The 20,771-nt window shown below is 72.9% G+C and carries 11 protein-coding genes; all 11 read right to left on the bottom strand.

Annotated features, from left to right (window positions below; genetic code table 11):
* Window positions 1-9 precede the first annotated feature (9 nt).
* Entirely contained in the window at window positions 10-7,284 is a 7,275-nt protein-coding gene (locus tag LUZ64_RS34135; RefSeq protein WP_095582789.1) for a non-ribosomal peptide synthetase, read from the bottom strand.
* Window positions 7,284-10,640, bottom strand: a complete 3,357-nt coding sequence (locus tag LUZ64_RS34130) for a non-ribosomal peptide synthetase (protein WP_232399039.1) — start codon at window positions 10,638-10,640, stop codon at window positions 7,284-7,286. Before LUZ64_RS34130 ends, LUZ64_RS34135 begins: the two co-directional genes overlap by 1 nt.
* A gap of 188 nt (window positions 10,641-10,828) precedes the next feature.
* Complete coding sequence (locus tag LUZ64_RS34125; RefSeq protein WP_095584418.1) at window positions 10,829-12,079, bottom strand: ATP-grasp domain-containing protein; 1,251 nt, start codon at window positions 12,077-12,079, stop codon at window positions 10,829-10,831.
* Window positions 12,072-12,392 carry an acyl carrier protein gene (locus LUZ64_RS34120; RefSeq protein ID WP_095584419.1) on the bottom strand — a complete coding sequence of 107 codons (321 nt, stop codon included), beginning with the start codon at window positions 12,390-12,392 and terminating at the stop codon, window positions 12,072-12,074. The genes LUZ64_RS34125 and LUZ64_RS34120 overlap by 8 nt, the downstream gene beginning before the upstream one ends.
* Window positions 12,389-13,792 (bottom strand): DegT/DnrJ/EryC1/StrS family aminotransferase, encoded by a 1,404-nt coding sequence (locus tag LUZ64_RS34115; RefSeq protein ID WP_095584420.1) that lies wholly within the window; start codon window positions 13,790-13,792, stop codon window positions 12,389-12,391. Before LUZ64_RS34115 ends, LUZ64_RS34120 begins: the two co-directional genes overlap by 4 nt.
* The gene (locus LUZ64_RS34110; RefSeq protein WP_170116933.1) at window positions 13,789-14,814 is read right to left on the bottom strand and encodes a BtrH N-terminal domain-containing protein; all 1,026 of its coding nucleotides are present in this window, start codon (window positions 14,812-14,814) and stop codon (window positions 13,789-13,791) included. Before LUZ64_RS34110 ends, LUZ64_RS34115 begins: the two co-directional genes overlap by 4 nt.
* Window positions 14,811-15,419: a beta-sandwich domain-containing protein gene (locus LUZ64_RS34105; protein WP_095584422.1), complete on the bottom strand. Its 609-nt coding sequence runs from the start codon at window positions 15,417-15,419 to the stop codon at window positions 14,811-14,813. Before LUZ64_RS34105 ends, LUZ64_RS34110 begins: the two co-directional genes overlap by 4 nt.
* On the bottom strand, window positions 15,419-16,330 hold the full coding sequence (locus LUZ64_RS34100; RefSeq protein ID WP_095584423.1) for a GNAT family N-acetyltransferase: 912 nt from the start codon (window positions 16,328-16,330) through the stop codon (window positions 15,419-15,421). Before LUZ64_RS34100 ends, LUZ64_RS34105 begins: the two co-directional genes overlap by 1 nt.
* Window positions 16,323-17,669 carry a M20/M25/M40 family metallo-hydrolase gene (locus LUZ64_RS34095; protein WP_095584424.1) on the bottom strand — a complete coding sequence of 449 codons (1,347 nt, stop codon included), beginning with the start codon at window positions 17,667-17,669 and terminating at the stop codon, window positions 16,323-16,325. The genes LUZ64_RS34100 and LUZ64_RS34095 overlap by 8 nt, the downstream gene beginning before the upstream one ends.
* On the bottom strand, window positions 17,666-18,955 hold the full coding sequence (locus tag LUZ64_RS34090; protein WP_095584425.1) for a cytochrome P450: 1,290 nt from the start codon (window positions 18,953-18,955) through the stop codon (window positions 17,666-17,668). The genes LUZ64_RS34095 and LUZ64_RS34090 overlap by 4 nt, the downstream gene beginning before the upstream one ends.
* On the bottom strand, window positions 18,952-20,757 hold the full coding sequence (locus tag LUZ64_RS34085; protein ID WP_095584426.1) for a non-ribosomal peptide synthetase: 1,806 nt from the start codon (window positions 20,755-20,757) through the stop codon (window positions 18,952-18,954). The genes LUZ64_RS34090 and LUZ64_RS34085 overlap by 4 nt, the downstream gene beginning before the upstream one ends.
* Window positions 20,758-20,771 lie beyond the last annotated feature (14 nt).

Genomic DNA, 20,771 nt, shown 5'->3' with positions numbered 1-20,771 from the left:
TCCGTATCCTCACTTCTCGTGGCCCAGGACCCGCCGCAGCGTGCGCGCGAGCGCCGGCAGGTGCGGGTGCTGAAGCATGGTGTGGTGGGTCCCCGGGACCACGTGGTGGTCCAGGCCGCCGGTCGCGAAGGCCCGCCACCGGTCGACCTGATCATCCAGCTCCGCCCCGGCGCTCAGCAAGGTGATCGGGCCGTCGTACGGGGTGGGCCGATGCGTGTGGAACGCCCGGGAGTTGGCCAGGAACACGGCCACGCGGGTACGGACCTCGTCGCGCACCCCGGTGGGGATCAGCCCGGTGCGTTCCAGGAGCGAAAGGAGCTCTTCCCTCAGTTCACCGGCCGGTACGGTGGCCGGCCGGTCCAGGTCCGCCACGGGCGCTTCGACGCCCTGGAGCCCGGCAAGGTCGTTAACGAAGGCGGCCAGCAGCTCGGCCTCGCCGGGCGCCTCGGCGGCCCCTGGCGGGAAGCCGGTGTCGAGGAGGGTCACCGTTGCCACTTCCGCACCGGCGGCCCGCAGCCGGGCGGCCATCTCCAGGGCGACGGCACCGCCCAGCGACCAGCCGCCCAGGTGGTACGGGCCGGAGGGCCACGCGCGGCGCACGGCGGCCAGATAGGTGTCGGCCAATGCGCCCAGGTCCGGTGGTGTGTGGTGGACGTCGTCGTGCAACCCCGGGTGTTCCAGGGCGTGGACGGGGGTGTCCGCGTCGAGCAGGCGGGCCAGCGGAACATAGGGGACGACCGCGCCGCCCACGGCGTGCACGAGGAAGAGCGGTGGCCGCCCGCCCTCGGCCCGCAGGGTCACCAGCGGCGTCGCCCCGGCTCCGGTCCGCGCGACCGGTGCGGCGGGGGTGCGCGCGTCGATCGCCCGGGCCATCGCCTCGACCGTGGGCGCCGCGTAGAGCGCGCGCACGTCGAGCAGGGCGCCGAAGGACTCGCGCACCGCGAACCGCAGGCGAATCAGGTCCAAGGAGCTGCCGCCCAGGTCGAAGAAGCCGTCGAGCGCGCCGACCCGGGTGGCGTCCAGGATCCGCGCCCACAGGGCGGCGAGGGCCCGCTCGGTGGGGGTGCGCGGCGCCACGAAGCGCGCGCCTACGGTGAGTTCGGGAGCGGGCAGTGCCTTGCGGTCGACCTTGCCGTTGTCCGTCAGGGGGATGCGCTCCAGCGGCACCACCACCGCCGGCACCATGTAGTCCGGCAGCTCCGTGCCCGCGTGGGCGCGGAGCCGGGCCGACAGGTCGGGCCCGGCGCCCGGGGCGGGCACGACATAGCCGATCAGCCGTCGCCCGTCGCCGGTGCCGTGCACGGTGGTGAACGCGTCGGTGACCTCCGGGTGCGCGGCCAGCGCCGCGTCGATCTCGCCGGGCTCGACGCGGAAGCCGCGGATCTTCACCTGCTGGTCGATCCGGCCCAGGTACTCCAGGGTGCCGTCGGACAGCCGCCGCGCGAGGTCGCCGGAGCGGTAGAGGCGGCCCGCGCCGCCGCCGAACGGGTCGGGGACGAAGCGCTCCGCGGTCAGGTCGGGTCGGCCCAGATAGCCCCGGGCCACGCCCGGTCCGCCCACCCACATCTCGCCCGGCACACCGGCCGGGGCGAGCTGCCCGGACCGGTCGACGACCCACACCGACAGGTCGGGGATCGGCACCCCGATCGGACCGGGCGAGCGGGTGAGCAGCTCCCGGGTGAGGGGGCTGTAGGTGACGTGCACGGTCGTCTCGGTGATCCCGTACATGTTGACCAGCCGGGGCGCGTCCTCGCCGTGCCGGTCGAACCAGCGCAGCACCGCGTCGACGTCCAGCGCGTCGCCGCCGAAGACGACCGTGCGCAAGGCCAGGTCCGCGCCGCGTTCCTCGTCCACGGCGACCAGCTGCCGGAAGGCGGCGGGCGTCTGGTTCAGGACGGTCACCCGCTCCCGCTCCAGGAGTTCGTAGAACGCCTCGGGTGTGCGGCTCTCCCAGTACGGCACGACGACGAGCCGGCCGCCGTGGGCGAGAGCGCCCCACAGCTCCCAGACGGAGAAGTCGAAGGCGAAGGAGTGGAAGAGCGACCACACGTCCCGCTCGTCGAAGCCGAACCACTCGTGGGTCGAGGCCAGCAGCCGGACGACGTTCCCGTGGGGGACCATCACGGCCTTGGGGCGACCCGTGGAACCGGAGGTGTAGATGAGGTAGGCGAGGTCGTCGCCGCCGACGGTGACCGGCTCGGGTACGGGGTCGCCGTCGGCGGGGCGCCCGACGTCGAGGGGGACACGCTCGTACGGGCCGTCCGGCAGCTCCGCCGCGCTGTCCGCGAGCAGCACGCCGATGCCGGAGTCCTTGATCATGTAGCCCAGTCGCTCGGCCGGGTGTCCGGGGTCGAGCGGTACGTACGCGCCGCCGGCCCGGAGGATCGCCAGGACGCCGGCGACGAAGGCGGCCGAGCGCGTGCCGCACAGGCCCACGAGGTCGCCGCGGCGCACCCCGCGCTCGCGCAGCCGGGCGGCCAGCCGTCCGGCGTGGGCGTCGAGCTCACGGTAGGTGAGCCGGGTCGCGCCGTCGACGACGGCGACGGCCCCGGGCCGCAGCCGTACCTGCTCGGCGAAGAGCGCGTACAGGGAGACGTCGGCGGAACAGGTACGCCGGGCGGTGCTCCAGGCCGTCATCCGCCGCTGTTCCTCCGCGGTGAGGAGGGTGAGGCCGCCGATGGGCGCGTCAGGGGTCCGTACGGCCTGCTCCAGCACCGTGCGGAAGTGGTCGACGAGCCGCTCCACGCGGTCGTGGTCGTAGAGCTCGGTGGCGTACTCCAGTTGCAGGGCGACGGCGCCGTCCGCCGACTCGCTCGCGCTGACGGCCAGGTCGAAGCGGGCCCGGGTGCCGGTGGTCCCGACGTACTCGCCGGTGGTGGAGCCGAACCGGAAGGGCGCGTCGGCGGCGTCGGCGGCCTGGAGGGTGAGGCTGATCTGGAAGAGGGGGTTGCGGCCGGGGACACGCTCGGGCTTGAGCGCGTCGACGACCATCGTGAACGGCACGTCCTGATGATCCAGCGCACCGAGGACCGTCTCCTTGCAGCGACCGACCAGCTCACGGAACGTCGGATCCCCGGCCGTGCTGGTGCGCAGGACGAGCGTGTTGGCGAACAGGCCGACGAGCGATTCGACCTCGGAGCGTGTGCGCCCGGAGAACACCGACCCGATCGCCAGGTCGTCCTGGCCGGTGTAGCGCGACAGCACCGTCAGCAGACCCGCCTGGAGCACCGCCAGCAACGACGCCCCCTCCGTACGGGCCAGAGCACGCAGCCCCTCCCCCAGTTCCCGCGGCAGACTCGCCTCCAGAGTGGCACCGGAGGACGCCGGCTCCACAGGGCGGGGCCGGTCGGAAGGGAAGTCCACGACCGGCAGATCCGCCAGCGTACGCCGCCAGTACGACAACTGGCCCTCCAGAACCTCCCCCGTCAGCCGCTCGCGCTGCCAGGCCGCGAAATCAGCGACCTGTACGGCGAGCGGGGGCAGATCGGTACCGGCGTGGAGCGCGGAGAGCTCCTGTCCGATGATCCCCGTCGACCAGCCGTCGGTGACGACGTGGTGCAGGCTCATCAGCAGGACGTGGTCGGTGTCGGCGAGCCGCAGCAACTCCGTGCGCAGCAGAGGACCGGCGGCCAGGTCGAAGGCCCGTGCCGCCGCCGCGTCCACGAGCTGTCGCACGCGCTCCTCCCGGTCCGGTTCCGGCAGACCGGTCAGGTCGGTGACCGGCAGCGGCCAGGAGGCGGGGGCCTCGTCGACGATCAGCCGTGGCTCCTCCCCTTCGCCCGAGAAGCGGGTGCGTAGCGCCTCGTGCCGCCCGACGAGCCGTCGGAACGCCTCACGCAGGGCGCCGGCGTCCAGGGGGCCGCTCAGCCGCAGCGCGAACGGCATGTTGTAGACCGGGGATTCGGGGTCGAGTTGGTGCAGGAACCACAGGCCCTCCTGCTGGTACGAGGGCACGAGCGGCCGCCCGTCGCGGGGGACGGGGCGGATCCGGTCGGTGTCGTCGGCCGCGCCGTCCTGACCGGCCGGTGCGGCGGTGTGCGCCTGGTCGACACGGGCGGCGAGGTCGCGCAGGGCGGAGTGCGTGAACAGGACGCGGGGAGCGAGGGACACGTGGAAGGTGTCGCGGATGCGGGAGGTGAGGCGGGTGGCGTGGAGGGAGTTGCCGCCCAGGTCGAAGAAGCCGTCGAGCGCGCCGATGGACTCCAGGGGCACGTCGAGCAGGGTGTGCCAGATGTCGGCGAGGGCGCGTTCGGTGGCGGTGCGCGGCGGCTCGTTCCGTGACTCCGCGGCGGTGCGCGGGGCGGGGAGCCGGGCGCGGTCGAGCTTTCCGCTGGGGGTCAGGGGAAGCGCGTCGATCACGATCACCTGAGCCGGGACCATGTGCAGCGGCAGCCGGTCCGTCAGCGCCGCGCGGATGCCGTCGGCGTCGGCCGCTCCGGCGGCGGTCGGCACGACGTAGCCGATCAGTCGCGCGGCGGGGGTGCCGGAGTCGTGGACGACGACGGTGCCCTGCCGGACCCCTTCGCAGCCGGCGAGGGCGTGTTCGATCTCGCCGGGTTCGATGCGCAGCCCACGGATCTTGATCTGCCGGTCCGCGCGGCCCAGGAATTCGAGATTCCCGTCCTCACGCCACCGCACCACGTCACCCGTCCGGTACATCCGCTCACCCGAGCCGGAGAAGGGATCCGGGACGAAACGCTCCGCCGTCAGGTCAGGGCGGCCGAGGTAGCCCCGGGCCAGACCGACACCCGCGATGAACAACTCACCCGGAACACCCACCGGCATCGGCTCGAACGTGCCGCCGTGCAGGACGTACGCGCGGTGGTTGGCCATCGCGCGACCGATCGGCGGCGACGCCGTCAACCCACCGGGCGGGCACAGATAATCCACACACGCCACGGTCGCCTCGGTCGGACCGTAACCATTGTGGAACTCACGCTTCGCACTCGACCAACGGTTCACCAACTCCGCCGGAAAGGCCTCCAACCCCACGAACAACGCCCGCAGATCCACCAACTCCACAGGATCCAACAACCTCAACACCGCCGGCGGCACATCCGCCACCGACACTCGCTCCCGCACCATCAACGCCTGCAACGCATCCGGATCCAGCAGCACCTCACGCGACGCGCCGACGACCGTGGCCCCGGAGCCCAACGCACCGTAGAAGTCGAAGACCGACACATCGAACGCCGGATTCGCGAACTGCAGCAACCGGTCACCGAGACCGATACCGAACAGCTCCCGCGCGTTGAGGACGAAGTTCACCGCCGCCCGGTGCGACACCATGACACCCTTCGGCGCACCCGTCGACCCCGATGTGTAGATCAGGTAGGCGAGGTTGTCCGGCGTCGTTCCGCCGGGCAGGGGTGAGTCGGGTGTCCGCGCCAGGCGTTGCGCGGTGGCGGGTTCGTCGAGGCATACGCGAGGCATGTCCGCCGGCAGTGCCGCGGACAGTGCCCGGGTGGTCACGACGACGCGTGTGCCCGCGTCCGCGAGCTGGCCGGCCAGGCGTTCCACGGGGTACTGCGGATCGAGCGGCAACCAGGCGCCACCGGCCTTGAGCACCGCCAGCTGTGCCACCGGCAGCCGCGTGCCACGCTCCAGCAGGACACCCGCCACCACGTCCGGGCCCAGCCCGAAATCCGCGCGGAGGAGGTGGCCCAGCCGGTTCGCCTCCGTGTCCAGCTCCCCGTACGACAGCTCGGCGCCCTCGAAGCGCATCGCCGGGGCCGAGGCGTCCGCCGCCGCCCAGCGCTCCACCAGCTCATGCAGCAGCGCCCCGTCTTCTTCCCGCGTGACGGGTTCGGGGTTCCACCCCCACAGCAGTTGCTCCCGCTCTGCCGCGTCGAGGATCTCCAACTCACCCAGCATGGAGTCGGGAGCGGTCACGGCCTGCTCCAGGACCATACGGAAGTGACCGGCCAGCCGCTCCATGCGGGGCCGGTCGAACAGCTCCGTCGCGTACTCGATGACGACGTCCAGGCCGCCTTCCGGTGTCTCGATCACCGTGACGCCGACGTCGAAGCGGGAGCTGATCTCGTGGGAGGCGAGGGGTTCGGCCTCCACGCCCGGCAGAGCGAAGCCGCGGCCGCTGGTGCCGGCGGCCTGGAGGGTGAGGCTGATCTGGAAGAGGGGGTTACGGCCGGGGACACGCTCGGGCTTGAGCGCGTCGACGACCATCGTGAACGGCACGTCCTGATGATCCAGCGCACCGAGGACCGTCTCCTTGCAACGGCCCACCAGCTCACGGAACGACGGATCCCCCGCCGTGCTCGTCCGCAGAACGAGCGTGTTGGCGAACAGGCCGACGAGCGATTCGACCTCGGAGCGTGTGCGCCCGGAGAACACCGACCCGATCGCCAGATCCTCCTGACCCGTGTACCGCGACAACACCGTCAGCAACCCCGCCTGGAGCACCGCCAGCAACGACGCCCCCTCCGTACGGGCCAGAGCACGCAGCCCCTCCCCCAGTTCCCGCGGCAGGCTCGTCTCCAGGGTGGCGCCGGAGGACGTCGGTTCCACGGGGCGGGGCCGGTCGGAGGGGAAGTCGACGACCGGCAGGTCGGCCAGCGTGCGGCGCCAGTAGGACAGCTGGCCTTCCAGGGCCTCCCCGGTCAGCCGCTCGCGCTGCCAGGCCGCGAAGTCGGCGGTTCGGAGGTCGAGTGCCGGGAGTTGCCCACCGTCGTAGAGCGTGGCGAGGTCCTGGACGATGATCCCCGTCGACCAGCCGTCGGTGATCACGTGGTGCAGGCTCATCAGCAGGACGTGGTCGGTGCCGGACAACCGCAACAGGCTCGTCCGGAGCAGGGGCCCGGTGGCCAGGTCGAAGGGGCGTACGGCCTCTTCCTGCGCCCGGTTCCGTATGAACTCCTCCCGGGCCGACTCCGGCAGGTCCGACAAGTCGGTCACCGGAAGCGGCCAGGAAGCGGGCGCGTCCTCGACGACCAGCCGCGGTTCGCCGCCGTCGCCCGGGAAGCGGGTGCGCAGCGCCTCGTGCCGCGCCACCAGCAGCCGGAACGCCTCACGCAAGGCGCCGACGTCCAAGGGGCCGCGCAGCCGCAGCGCGAACGGTACGTTGTAGACCGGGGATCCCGGCTCCATCTGGTGCAGGAACCACAGGCCCTCCTGCTGGTAGGAGGGTACGAGCGCCCGCCCGTCGCGGGGAACGGGGCGGATGCGGTCGGCGCCGGCCTCCGCCGCGCGCTTCTGCCTCAGCCGCAGGGCCAGCAGGGCGCGCCGCTTCTCCTCGATCGTCGTCTGCCGGGACATGGCGTCGGTCATCAGGATTCCTCGCTCAGCAGTCGGTCCAGCTCCTCCTCGGACAGCCCAGCGATCTCCGCTTCGAGGTCCGTCTCCTCCGCGGCGGCCGTCGTGAGCTCCTCGCCGATGCGGACGGCGAGGTCCTTGAGCACCGGGTGGGCGAAGAGGAGGCGTGGTTCGAGCGTGGTGTGGAAGGTGTCGCGGATGCGGGAGATGAGGCGGGTGGCCTGGAGGGAGTTGCCGCCCAGGTCGAAGAAGCTGTCGTACGCGCCGATGGATTCCAGGGGCACGTCGAGCAGCCCGTGCCAGATCGCGGCGAGGTCCCGCTCGGTGGCGTCGCGCGGTGCGACGTGGACGCGAGCCGCTCCCTCCTGAGGCGCCGGGAGCCTGGTGTGGTCGACCTTGCCGTTGGGGGTCAGCGGCAAGGCGTCGAGGACCATCAGCCGGGCGGGGACCATGTGCTGGGGAAGGCGGTCCATGAGCGCGGTGCGCAGGGCGTCGGCGTCCAGCGCCTCGCCCGCCTCGGCGACGGCGTAGGCGATGAGGCGTGCCTCGGGTGTGCCGGGGCGGTCGACGGTGACGACGGCCTGGGCGACGCCGGGGCTGGTGGTCAGCGCGTGTTCGATCTCGCCGGGTTCGATGCGCAGCCCACGGATCTTGATCTGCCGGTCCGCGCGACCGAGGAATTCGAGGTTGCCGTCCTCACGCCACCGCACCACATCTCCGGTGCGGTACATCCGCTCACCGGCCCCCGCGAACGGATCCGGGACGAAGCGCTCCGCCGTCAGATCCGGACGATTCAGATAACCACGGGCCAACCCCGCACCCGCCACGAACAACTCACCGGGAACACCCACGGGCACCGGCTCGAAAGTGGCGGCATTCAGGACGTACGCGCGGTGATTCGCCATCGCGCGACCGATCGGCGGCGACGCCGTCAGACCACCCGGCGGACACCGATAATCCACACAGGCCACCGTCGCCTCGGTCGGACCATAACCGTTGTGGAACTCACGCCTCTCGTTCGCCCACCGGTTCACCAGCTCCGCCGGGAACGCTTCGAGACCCACGAACAACGCCCGCAAATCCGACAACGGCCCCGGATCCAGCAACCTCAACACCGCCGGCGGCACATCCGCCACCGACACTCGCTCCCGCACCAGAAGACCCTGCAACGCATCCGGATCCAACAACACCTCACGCGACGCACCCACAACCGTCGCACCCGAACCCAACGCACCATAAAAATCAAAAACCGACACATCGAACGCCGGATTCGCGAACTGCAACAACCGATCACCCGGACCGATACCGAACAACTCCCGCGCGTTCAGCACGAAATTCACCGCCGCCCGATGCGACACCATCACCCCCTTCGGCACACCCGTCGACCCCGACGTGTAGATGATGTACGCGAGGTGGTCGGGGCCGGTGGTGCCGGTGAGCGGTGTATCCGCCGTGCGGGCCAGTCGTTCGCGCTGCTCGGGGTCATCCAGGATCAGCCGTGGTACGTCGGCGGGCAGTGCCGGTGCCAGGGCGCTTGTGGTCACCACGACGGCGGCCCGGGCGTCGGAGAGGTAGGACGCCAGGCGTTCGGTGGGGTGCTGGGGGTCCAGCGGCAGCCACGCGCCGCCGGCCTTGAGTGCCGCGAGCTGGCCGACCGGCAGGTCGAGGCCCCGCTCCAGCAGCACGCCGACCACCACGTCCGGGCCCGCACCGAAGTCCGCGCGCAGGACGTGGGCCAGCCGGTTGGCCGCCGCGTCCAACTGCCCGTACGACAGCTCGGCACCCTCGAAGCGCATCGCGGGCGCCGAAACGTCCGCCGCCGCCCAGCGCTCCACCAGCTCATGTAGCAGCGCCCCGTCCTCTTCCCGCGCCACGGGGGACGGGTTCCGGCCCGACAGCAGCTGCTCGCGCTCGTCCGCGTCCAGCAGGCCCAGCGCGCCCACCCGCAGGTCCGGGTCCACCACGGCCTGTTCGAGCACCGTCCGGAAATGCCCGACCAGCCGCTCCATCCGGGCCCGGTCGAACAGCTCCGTCGAGTACTCGATCCATACGCGCAGTCGTCCGTCGGTGGCCTCGTCGACCTGGAAGGCGAGGTCGAAGCGCGCGGTGCCGTTCTCCACGGGTACCGGCTCGACGGCCAGGTCGCCGAGGCCGAACTCGCCGACCATGGCGCCGGTGAGCAGGGTGAAGCTGATCTGGAACAGCGGGTTGCGGCCGGGGGTGCGCTCGGGGCGGAGTTCCTCGACGAGAGTGCCGAAGGGGACGTCCTGGTGTTCCATCGCGCCCAGGACGGTGCGCTGGCAGCGGTCGACCAGTTCGCGGAACGTGGGGTCGCCGGCCGTGCTCGTGCGCAGGACCAGGGTGTTGGCGAAGAAGCCGACCAGCGGTTCCACCTCGGTGCGGGTGCGGCCGGAGAACACCGAGCCGACCGCCAGGTCGTCCTCGCCGGTGTAGCGGGAGAGGACGGTCAGGAAGGCGGCGTGGAGGACTGCGAGCAGTGAGACGCGCTCCTCGCGCACCCAGGTGCGCAGGGCCGTGCCGAGTTCGGCGGGCAGGTCCAGTTCGAGTTCGGCGCCGTTCCAGGTGGGCTGGGTGGGGCGGGGGCGGTCCGTGGGGAAGTCTATGGCGGGGACGCCCGCGAGGGTGGTGCGCCAGTAGTCGATCTGGTTCCGCAGGCCGTCGCCGGACAGCCGGCGCCGCTGCCAGGCGGCGTGGTCGGCGGGCTGCACGGCGAGTTCGGGCAGGGAGGCGTCCCCTGATCCGTAGAGGGCCGCCAGCTCCCGGGTGACGATGCCCACCGACCAGCCGTCGGTGACGATGTGGTGCAGGCAGAGCACGAGGAGGTGGTCGTCGGCGGCGAGGCGGAGCAGGTCGGTGCGGAAGACCGGGCCGTTCTCGAGGTCGAACGGGGCGCGGGCGCGGGATTCCACGAGGGCCCGGGAGCGGTCGTCGCGTTCGCCGTCGGGGAGGCCGGAGAGGTCGGTCACGGGCAGCGGCCAGGAGGCGGGCGTGTCGTCGACGCTCTGGTAAGGCACGCCGTGTTCGGAGCCGAAGCGGGTGCGGAGCGCCTCGTGGCGGGCGACGAGGCCGCGCAGGGCGCCGGCCAGGGCGGTGGTGTCCAGGGTGCCGCGCAGGCGCAGGACGAAGGGCACGTTGTAGACGGGCTGTCCGGGCGCCAGCTGGTGCAGCGTCCACAGGTGGCGCTGCTGGTCGGATACCTGGAGCCGGCCGGTGCGGGGCACGGGGGCGATGCGGTTGCGTTCCGCGGCCTCGGCGCGCTGCCTGGTGAGTTTGGCGTCCAGGAGCGCGCGTTTGATGTCGGAAAGACTGGCCGTCCCGGTGGAGGTCTCGCCCGGTCCCGTCATGCTCATCCTCGATCCCTTCGAACCTTGTTCCGCCGGTCCCGCGAACCGGTTCTGCCGATCCGGTCGTGGCAGGACGACCCTGGATCCAGACGCTAGTGAGAAGGCCGGGGACGGCGCGTCCACACGGGTGTGGAGCCGCCGTCCCCGCTTTGTGGACACCGTGCTGACCGACCGGGCCCGCCGTCGTGCGGCGGTCAGGCGTCGTAGTCGACGCGGAGGGTGTCGTCGAGTGCCGCGAGGGTCTCGCCGAGGGCCTCGTGGCCGGGGGCCTCCCCGTAGACGATGGCGGTGAACGCCTGGGTGCCCTGCCGCCAGTCGACGGGGTCGCCGGGCCGCCGGACGATCTCGACGCGGGCGACGCCGGGGAGGCGCCGGGCCTCCTTGCGGCCGCTGAGGCCGGTCACGGTGGTCGCCGTGACGGGGGGCGGGGCGAAGCGCTGGAAGGTGACGCGCCGGGTCGCGGCGGGCGCGTCGAGCCGGCTCGGTACGGGGGCGCCCGTGGCCAGGGCGTTCTCCAGGGCGAGGCGGAGCACGTTCACACCGGTGGCGCGGCCGACGAGGTCGTTGACGAAGCCGCCGAGGCGGCCGTTGACCTCGATGAGCCGCGGGCCGTCCGGGGTGAGCTTGAACTCGGTGTGGGTAACGCCGGAGGTCACGCCGAGCGCCCTCAGCGCCTCCTCGGCGCGTGCCAGGACGCGTGCGGCGGCGGGCTCGTCCAGGGTGCTGGGGAAGAACACCCCGCTCTCGCGGAAGGGTTCGACGAGGGGGAGCTTGCCGGTGATGCCGAGATGGGTGACGTGGTCCCCGTCGACGACCGATTCGACGGAGACGTAATCGCCCCAGCGGGGGCCGGCGACGGTGGGGTCGCCGAGAAGGCGTTCCTCGGCGATCAGCGGGCCTTCGCCGGCCGCCAGCAGTTCGGCGGCCACCCGGTGGAACTCGGCGACGGAGCCGACGGGGAACGTGGCCCGGCTGCCCGCGCCCCGCCGGGGCTTGAGGACGGCGGGCAGTCCGACGGCCGCCAGCGCCTCCTCGGTGTCCTCGGAGCGGGACAGTTCGGCGAACCTCACCACCGGGGCGCCGGCCGCGGCCAGCCGGGTGCGCTGGCGCAGCTTGTCGCCCAGGGCCGCGGCCACCTCGGGGGTGTGGAAGCGCAGGCCCAGGGCCTGGGCGAGGTGGGCGGTGAGTTCGAGGCGGGCGTCGGTGAAGGTGGTGACGCCGACGGTGCCGAGTTCCCTCAGCCGCCGCGCCGTGGCGTCCGGCGGGGTGTCGTCGGTGTGCTCCACCAGGGTGCCGGCGCGTTCCAGTACGGGCAGCGAGGCCGCCACCGCCGGGGAGCCGGGGTTCACGACCAGCACGATGTCGCACAGGCCGGTCGCGGCGTGGGCGATCTCCACGGGGCTGACCGCCCCGTTGTCGTAGACGACCGCCAGCCGCTCAGGCATCGCGCGCGGCCCGCTCGGTCTCCTCCTGGAGCATGCGCAGGGCCTCCTCCTCGGAGAGCTCGCCGAGGGAGGCGAGCAGCCCCTCCTCGACCAGTTCGACGAGCCGGTCGACGCTGCCCTCGGCGAAGACGACGGGCAGCGGGATCTGGACGCCGTAGGACTCCTCGATGCGCGTCATGAGCTGGACGGCCTGCAGGGAGGTTCCGCCGGCCTCGAAGAGGCTCTCCTCGCTGTCGAACTCCTCGTCGGGGACGGCGAAGATGTCCTGCCACATGTCGGTGAGCTCCTGGCGGAGCTGTGCGCCGGTGCTCATGCCCGTCCCTCCGGTGTGCCGAACGCGGCGTCCCACTCGGCTTCCGCGATCTTCTCGGCCTGTTCCCAGGGGTGGGTGTAGGGCATGGACGCGGCGATCCTGGTGAGCTTGTCGCGGTGCTCCCAGACCTTCTCGAAGGCGTCGGCGTACCGCTGGAGCAGCGGGCCGGCGTCCGGGTGCAGATGGGCCTTCTGAAGGGCGAAGGAGTCGTCGATGACGCGGTGGGTGACCGGGAAGTCCTCCTCGCGGTAGGGGCGTTCGGGGACGCCGGGCAGGGCCCAGGGGTAGCCGCCGAGGCCCAGGCGCTCGCGGAAGACGCGCTGGGCGGGCAGGGGCATCAGCTGGTAAGGGGCGGCGGGCACGCCCTCGGCGCGCAGGGCGCGCTGGACGGTGGCGCGCAACGGTCCGGCGAGGTGGTCGGCGAGGCCGAAGGCGGCCGGGTCGACACGGAAGCGCAGGATGTGCCAGGCGTGGGTACGGTCGTCGGGGACGACCGGCGGCAGGAAGCCGGGCAGTGCGGCGACGCGCTCCAGGAGCCGCCGTACGTTCTCGTCGCGCCGCTCGGACTCCTCGGGCAGGCGGGTGAGCTGACTGCGGGTGAAGGCGGCCTGGAGGGAGCTCGGCTTGTTGTTCCAGCCGAGGAAGTGGGCGACGTAGGAGCGTTCGCCGCGCTCGGGGATCAGCTCGCCGAACTGGCGCAGCATGGTGGCGCGGGTGGCCAGCCGGTCGTCGTCGGTGGTGATCAGACCGCCTTCGCCGCAGGTGGCGAGGTTCTTGCTGACGTTGAGGCTGAAGGTGTTGATCGCGCCGATGGAGCCGGCCCGGCGGCCCCGGTATTCGGCGCCGTGCGCCTGGGCGGCGTCCTCGACGACGGCGATGCCGTGGCGGGCGGCGAGTGCGGTGATCTCGTCCATCTCGGCGGGCAGGCCGTGCAGGTGGACGACGACGATCGCCTTGGTGCGCGGGGTGATCGCGGCCTCGATCGCCTCGGGGGTCATGTTGTAGGTGCGCGGGTCGATGTCGACGAAGACCGGCACGGCGAGCAGGTGCAGGGGTGCGGCCGCGGTGGCGACGAAGCTCAGGGCGGGCACGATGACCTCGTCGCCCGGTTCGATGCCGAGGGCGCCGAGGGCGACGGTGATCGCGGCGGTGCCGTTGCTGACGGCGATGGCGTGGCGGGTGCCGGTGTGGCGCGCCCATTCCTCCTCCAGGCCGGGGATCTCCCGCTCGCCGGAGGAGGCGGTGGTGTACCGGCCGGAGGCGAGGGCCAGGCGTACGGCCTCCTCGTCCTGCTCCGTGACCCGTGGCCAGGCGGCGATGCGCAGGTCCTTGGGTACGGCCCGGGTGCCGCCGAGCATCGCGAGGCGGCTCGCGGGGTCGGTCGGCCGCTGTGCTGTCACAGTTCTGCCCTCTCGTCGTCGAGCGCGGTGAGGGCGCTCTCGTGGTCCTTCAGGAGTGCGTGGACGCGGCCGGCCAGGCGCCGGGGGGTGAGTCCGCCGTCCCGGGTGAGCGCCGCCATGATGCGGACGGCGGACCAGTGGTGGGCGACGCGCTCCACCGACCGGGCCTGTTCGACGAGGCCGGGGAGGTCCAGGGTGCGCCCGGCGAGGGCCAGCCAGTCGGCGTGGACCGCGGTGCAGGCGAGGGCGGCACCCGCGGCGACGAACAGTTCGTCGCGGATGTCCTCGCCGGCGGTCAGCCGTTTGACGGTGCCCTCCAGGAAGGCCTGCTGGCCGGCCAGGCCGGTGCAGGCGTCGCCGTCGGGCGGGGCGGCGAAGTGCGCGAGGTTGAGGGCGAGGACCCGGGCGACCTCGGCGCGGTCGAGTGCGGGGAAGTCCCCGGGGGCGGCGTCCAGTTCGAGGGAGAGCCAGCGGTTGTCGATGTGGACGCCGGTGAAGAACATGTCGCGCTCGTGGACCAGCTCGTTGCCGGAGTCGCGCGAGGCGGTGAGTTCGGCGAGGGTGATGTCGCCGTGGAAGGCGGGGGGCACCGCGTCCAGGACGCGGACGGTGCCGCGTTCCTCGTCGTAGCCGTGCACGACGACCAAATGGTTGGAGTGCACGTCCCGGTAGGCGGGGCGGAACGGCAGGTGGTAGTTGTCGACGGCGACGGCGACGGGTGTGCCGGCGGCCACCGCGTCCCTGACCTGCTCCCAGCCGGTCGCCGCGTCGGCGGGCTCGTGCCAGACGGAGCGTACGGGGTGGTGGGGGGCGAGCGCGGTCAGCAGCGATTCGCCGTCGGCGCACGGGTAGTAGTACTCCTCGCGGCGGACGCCGCCGGGGAAGTGGCGGAAGGTCCAGGCCGCGCCGAGGACGGGGAGCGCGGGGACGCCGCGGTGTTCCAGGAGGGTGGCCAGGCAGCCGTGCAGGCAGCCGCCGAGGTCATGGCGCCAGGGGCGGACGTTCTCCAGCAGGGCCTTCACGCGGCCACCTCCAGCGGGGCGCCGGGCAGCAGGGTCATCGCGAAGACGTGGACGGCGGGGTTGTCGGGCAGTCGCAGGGCGCCGAGGTCGCTCTCGCGGGGCACGGGCACCCGGTGGCGCCAGATGACGGGGCCCATCTTGCGCTCGACGTGGCGCGGGTAGTGCATGCGTGTGCAGGTGAAGGCGGGGCTGCCGCCTACGCGGGAGCCGGTCTCCGGCCAGAAGTCGGGCACGCGCAGCCACTCGGGGTCGACCGAGCCGTCGGCGTAGTGCAGCAGCACCTGGTCCTCGGTGCGGCGCTCGGCGGCGGTGAGCAGCTGGATCCAGTCGTAGCGCCCGGTGGGCACCTCGATCAGCTGGCCCGCGCAGCGTATGTTGTCGGGCCGGCCGGGGGCGGCCTCGGGGAACAGGAAGGGCACGCCGTCGACGACGACGGGGCCGCCGGCGGGCAGTTCGTCGGCGGGGAAGGTGTTGCCCCAGATGTTGAAGGCGCCCGCGGAGAGAGTGTCGGCGCGGGTGATGCCGGTGTTGTCGGCGTGTTCCGCGAGGTTCACCGGGACGGCCTCGGTCTGTCGGCGGTCGGCCCGGTCGGGAAGTCGATCCATCAAGTGCACCTGACTGCGGCAGTAGGGACGGCGGGCAGGGCCCGCAGGGGCGGCTCCGCGCCGGGCCGGAAGCGGCACCAGGCGTGCAGGCGTGGTTCCACGGTGCGGGGCATGAGGTGGGCGCGCGTCGCGGCGCGTGCGGACGGGAAGGCGATGACCGTGTCGCCGACGCGGCGGCCGAGCGCGGCGAGCCGTTCGGTGAGGCGGGCCCGCTCCGGTGAGGTCGCGCCGTGCCAGACGTCGAGACCGGCGAGGCGGGCGCCGGGGACGGTGGCCGGGTCGTCGCCGACGACGGCGACGAGGGCCGCCGGGGTGGTCAGCCAGTGGACGCACAGGGCGTCCGGGTCCGGCGCGGCCCAGGGTGGTGTGCGCGGGTCCGCGGGCGCGCCCGGGCGGCGTTCCATGGTGACCTCGGTGAGGGGTTTGTCGCCGCTCGGCCAGTGGTGTACGGGTGTGAAGCCCAGGCGCGCGTAGAGCGGGGGCAGGCACCGTTCGACGACCGCGTCCAGGCGTAGCACGGGCACGCCGTGTGCGGCGGCCGTGTTCTCGACGGCGCGCAGCAGGGCCCGGGCCACTCCCCCGCCGCGGGCGGCCGGGCCGACCGAGACCCGGCCGATCTCCCAGGCGCCGTCGGGCCGGGCGTGGACACGCAGGGTTCCGGCGGGTTCGCCGGCGCGGTCGCGCGCGAGCCAGACGGTCGCGCCGCGGGCCACGTCGGCGCGGACCCGGGCCCCGGTCTCGGCGGCGCCGTCGGGGACGGGCAGGCCGGGCAGCGGGTCGGAGCCGTGGTAGGCGGCTCTGGTGAGGGCGGCGATGCGGTCCGAGCGGCCGGCGGCGAGGACCTGCCCGGCGGTCAGGGCGACCACACTCAGGCCGGTCGCCGGGTCCGGCCGCGGGGCCCGTTCAGTCATGGCCGATCAGCAATTCGTGGAAGCAGTCCGCCCCGAACTCCAGGGCGCCGACGGCGATCCGCTCGTCCGGGCAGTGCAGGCGGCCTCGGTAGGAACGGTCGAGGTCGTGCAGGAGGGGGAACCACCCGTAGCACTGGATGCCGAGCCGGGGGAAGAGGCGGGCGTCGGTGGAGGCGGTCGTCACCATGGGGAAGGGGACGCCTTCGGGGTCCTTGGCCTTGAGGATGCCGGCGAGCCGTTCGTAGAACCCGTCGAGCCGTGGCGCGGGCATCTTGTCGCCCTCGACGAGGACCTCCAGGTCCATGTCGCAGCCGACGCGTTCGCGCAGTTGCCGGAGGAAGTCCTCGCGGCCGAAGTCGCCGGGCAGCAGCCGGCCGTCGAGCTCGACGTCGATCCGGGCGGGCAGGACGTTGGTGGCGGTGCCGCCGTGGACGACGGTGGCGTTGACGGTGTGCTGGACGAGGGAGCGCAGGTACCGGGCGTCGGTCTCGTCCATGCCGGCGAGGGCGGCGGGGTCGCCGGGGTCGGCCCGGAAGGCGGCGACGCGGCCGCCGAAGGGCTGTGGCAGGGCCGCCGCCAGTTCCTGGAGCATGCGGTCGACGGCGGGTGTCATGAGGGTGCCCAGGCCGCCGCCGTCGATGGCGGTGAGCAGCCGCTGGAGCTTGTGCGCGGCGCCGGTGGGACCGGCGGCGCGGGAGGCGTGGCCGGGTGTGCCGTAGAGGGTCGCGCGGACCCATACGGCGCGCTTCTCGGCGACCACGACGGGGTGCAGCCGCGCCTGGCGGCCGAGGCCGAGTTCGGCGCCACCGTCCTCACCGATGGCGTGGCGCACACCGGCGAAGAGCCCGGGGTGTTCCTCGACGAGGAAGCGGGCCCCGGTGGCACTGCCCGCCTCCTCGTCGGCGACGACCGCGAGGATGACGTCCCCGGCCGGCGGGGTCCCGGCGGCGGCGAGCCGGAGGAGGGCGGCCAGCATCATGGCCAGGTGGCCCTTCATGTCGACCGCGCCGCGCCCCCACAGCTCGCCGTCGACGACGTCGCCGCCGAAGGGGTCCCTGGTCCAGTCCTGCCCGGCCACCGGGACGACGTCCACATGGGCGTGGAGCAGCAGCGGCGGCACGAGGCCCCGGCCGGGCAGCCGGGCGATCAGGTTGGGCCGGGCGGGGTCCTTGGCCAGCAGCCGGGTGTCGAGTCCGGCGGCGTCGAGGAGGTCGCGTACCCAGTGCACGCAGGCGGCTTCCGCGCCGGGTGGGTTGACGGTCTCGAACCGGATGAGCCGCTGGGCGATGCCGACCGGGTCGGAGGGGAAGGCGGTGGGGTGCTTCGTGTCGGCGCTCATGCTTCGACCAGTCCGTCCCGGGCGGCGTCCCGCAGCAGTTCTTCCGCCCCGTCGCGCAGCCGGGCGGTGAGCGGCAGGTGCTTGATGCCTGCCACGAAGTTGGACTCCAGGTGCTCGACGGGGCCGGCGACCTCGAAGCGCTCCACCACGCGCACGATCTCCTCGAAGAGGAGGTTCAGGGCGATCTTCGCCAGGGGCGCGCCGACGCAGTAGTGCGGGCCGAAGCCGAAGGCCACGTGGCGGTTGGGGCGGCGGGTGATGTCGAAGCGGTACGGGTCGGGGAAGACGTCCTCGTCGCGGTTGGCCGAGCCGAGCCAGGTGACGAGCGCGTCGCCCTGTTTGATGGACACGCCGCGCAGTTCGAGGTCGTGGACGGCGTAGCGCATGAAGTGGTTGGCGGGTGAGGACCAGCGCAGTCCCTCGTCGACGGCGCCGGGCACCAGGGAGGGGTCGGCGAGCAGCCGCCGGTACTCCTCGGGGTGCTCGATGAGGGCGAGAACGGTCGAGGCGATGGCGTGCGGGGTGGTGACGTTGGCGCCCAGGAGCAGGCTGTAGCAGTTGTAGACGATCTCGTCGTGACGCAGCCGGCGGCCGCCGGCCTCCATGCCGGTGAGGAAGCCCACGAGGTCGTCGTCCCCGCCGGGGTGCCGGCGGACGAACCGGGAGAAGTAGTCGAAGAGTTCGTGGTGGGCGGCGACGAGGGTGCCGTGGCCGCTGCCCTCCTGGAACTCGGAGTCGGTGGGGGCGACGGCCATGGTGGTGAGCTTGGTCAGCCGCGGCCAGTCCCGTTCGGGCAGGCCCATGAGGGAGCCGGTGAAGGCCATGGGGAAGTCCGCGGCCGTGGTCGCGATGTCCCAGACGCCGCCGTCCAGCAGGTGCGCGAGCATGCGGCGGTGCACGATCCGGCGGATCTGCGGCTGCCGGTCCTTCAGGGCACGGTGGGACATGACCTTCATCAGCGGTTCGCGCATCGCGGTGTGCGTGGGCGGGTCGCTGGCGGCCATCATCTTGCCGCCGGCCGGGTCCTGGGCGCCGAGGATGCTCAGCAGGGTGCCCTTGGTGGAGGTGAAGCGGGTGTGGTCCCGCAGTACGTCGTTGACGTCGTGGTATTTGGTCACCGACCAGAACGCGCGCCCGTCGGGCAGGGTCTGCCGGTGGACGGGGGCCCGCCGCCGCAGGGCGTGCCAGACGGGGTGCGGGTCGCCGGTGGCGTAGAGCCGGGGGTCGAAGAGGTCGACGGTGTCCAGGTCGATGTCCTGGCCCTCGACGGGAACGCTGATCCTCACCGCTTCAGCTCCTCGACGACCTGGGCCAGTTCGGCCACGGTGGGGTTCTCGTAGAAGGCGCGGGGCGGGACCTCGACGCCCCACAGGGTGGCGATGTCCGCCGTGATCTGGGTGGCCATCAGGGAGTGGCCGCCCAGCTCGAAGAAGTCGTCGTCGGCGCCGATCCCGTCGATCTCCATGAGGTCGCCCCACATCAGCGCGAGTGCCTCCGCCACCTCACCCTCGGGGGCGCGGTAGTCGCTGCCCAGGTCGGGGCGGTCGCGGTTGACGTCCTTGCGGAGTTCGGCGCGGTCGACCTTGCCGTTGAGGGTCAGCGGCATGGCCATGAGCCGGACGAAGGCCGCGGGGACCATGTAGGGCGGCAGGGTCCGGGCGAGGCCGCGACGCAGTTCGGGTACGGACAGGCCGTGGTCGGCGACGTAGAAGGCGACGAGCCGGCGGCCCGTGCGCGTGTGCTCCTGGGCGACGACGGCGGCGTCGGTGATCTCGGGCCGGGCGAGCAGCGCGGCCTCGATCTCGCCCGGTTCGACGCGGAAGCCGCGGATCTTGACCTGGTGGTCGGCGCGGCCGAGGAATTCCACGACCCCGTCGGCGCGGCGGCGTACGAGGTCGCCGGTGCGGTAGAGCAGGCGGCCCGGGGCGGTGGGGTCGGGGACGAAGCGCTCGGCGGTCTGCTCGGGGCGGCCGAGGTAGCCGAGGGCCACGCCGTCGCCGCCCGTGTAGAGCTCGCCGGGCTCCTCGCCGGTGACCGGTCGCCCCTGCTCGTCGAGGATCTGGATCCGGGTGCCGGTGACGGGCACGCCGATCGGCACGGTGTCGGATTCGACGGGCTCGGTCATCACATGGCAGCAGGTGAAGGTGGTGTTCTCGGTGGGGCCGTAGCCGTTGACGACGCGGATGCCGGGGAGCATGGCCAGGGCCTTGTTCACATGGGTGACGGAGAGCACGTCGCCGCCGGCCACGAGCTGGCGGACGCCGGAGAGGCGGTGCAGGGGGCCGTCGACCATCTGGTGGAAGAGTCCGGCGGTCAGCCACATGATGGTGACGCCCTCGTTCTCTGCCGTTTCGGCGAGCTGGTCGAGGCCGGGCTCGCCGGGCGGGACGACCGCGAGGCGGGCGCCGTTGAGGAGCGGGGCCCAGATCTCCAGGGTGGAGGCGTCGAAGGCGACCGGCGCGAACTGCAGGACCGCGTCCTCGGGGCCGATGGTGAGGAAGTTCGGCTCGGTGACCAGGCGCAGCACCGCACGGTGCGGGACGACGACGCCCTTGGGCGTGCCGGTCGAGCCGGAGGTGTAGGCGATGTAGGCGGGGCGCTCGGGATCGCCGGGCAGGCCGGGGTCGGTGGCGGGCCGGTCGGCGAGGGAGGGGTCGGGGCGGTCGAGGAGCACGGGGTGCCCGACCGGCTCCGGCAACCCGTCCAGTCCGGCGAGGAGGTGTTCCTGGGTGAGCAGGACGTTGGCGCCGGAGTCGGCGAGGAGGGTGCGGTGGCGTTCGTAGGGCTGCTTGGGGTCGAGGGCGACGTAGGCGCCGCCCGCCTTGAGCACGGCGAGCAGGGCGACGATCACCTCGGGCGAGCGCTCGGCGCAGACGGCGACGTTGCTGCCGGGGGCGACGCCGCGCTCGCGCAGCAGGTGGGCGAGCCGGTTGGCCCTGGCGTTGAGTTCGGCGTAGCCGATCCGCTCGGCGCCGCGGCTGAGCGCGGTGGCGTCCGGGGTCAGCGCCACCCGCCTCTCGAAGAGCTCGTGGACGGTCTGTGCGTTCCCGCTGCGGGCGGGTGCGCCGGCGTCTGCGGTGGTGGTCATCGGGGAATCCTTCT

It is taken from the genome of Streptomyces albireticuli (assembly GCF_021228125.1).
GTDB classification, from domain to species: domain Bacteria; phylum Actinomycetota; class Actinomycetes; order Streptomycetales; family Streptomycetaceae; genus Streptomyces; species Streptomyces albireticuli.
This window is presented reverse-complemented; position numbering and strand designations above follow the sequence as displayed.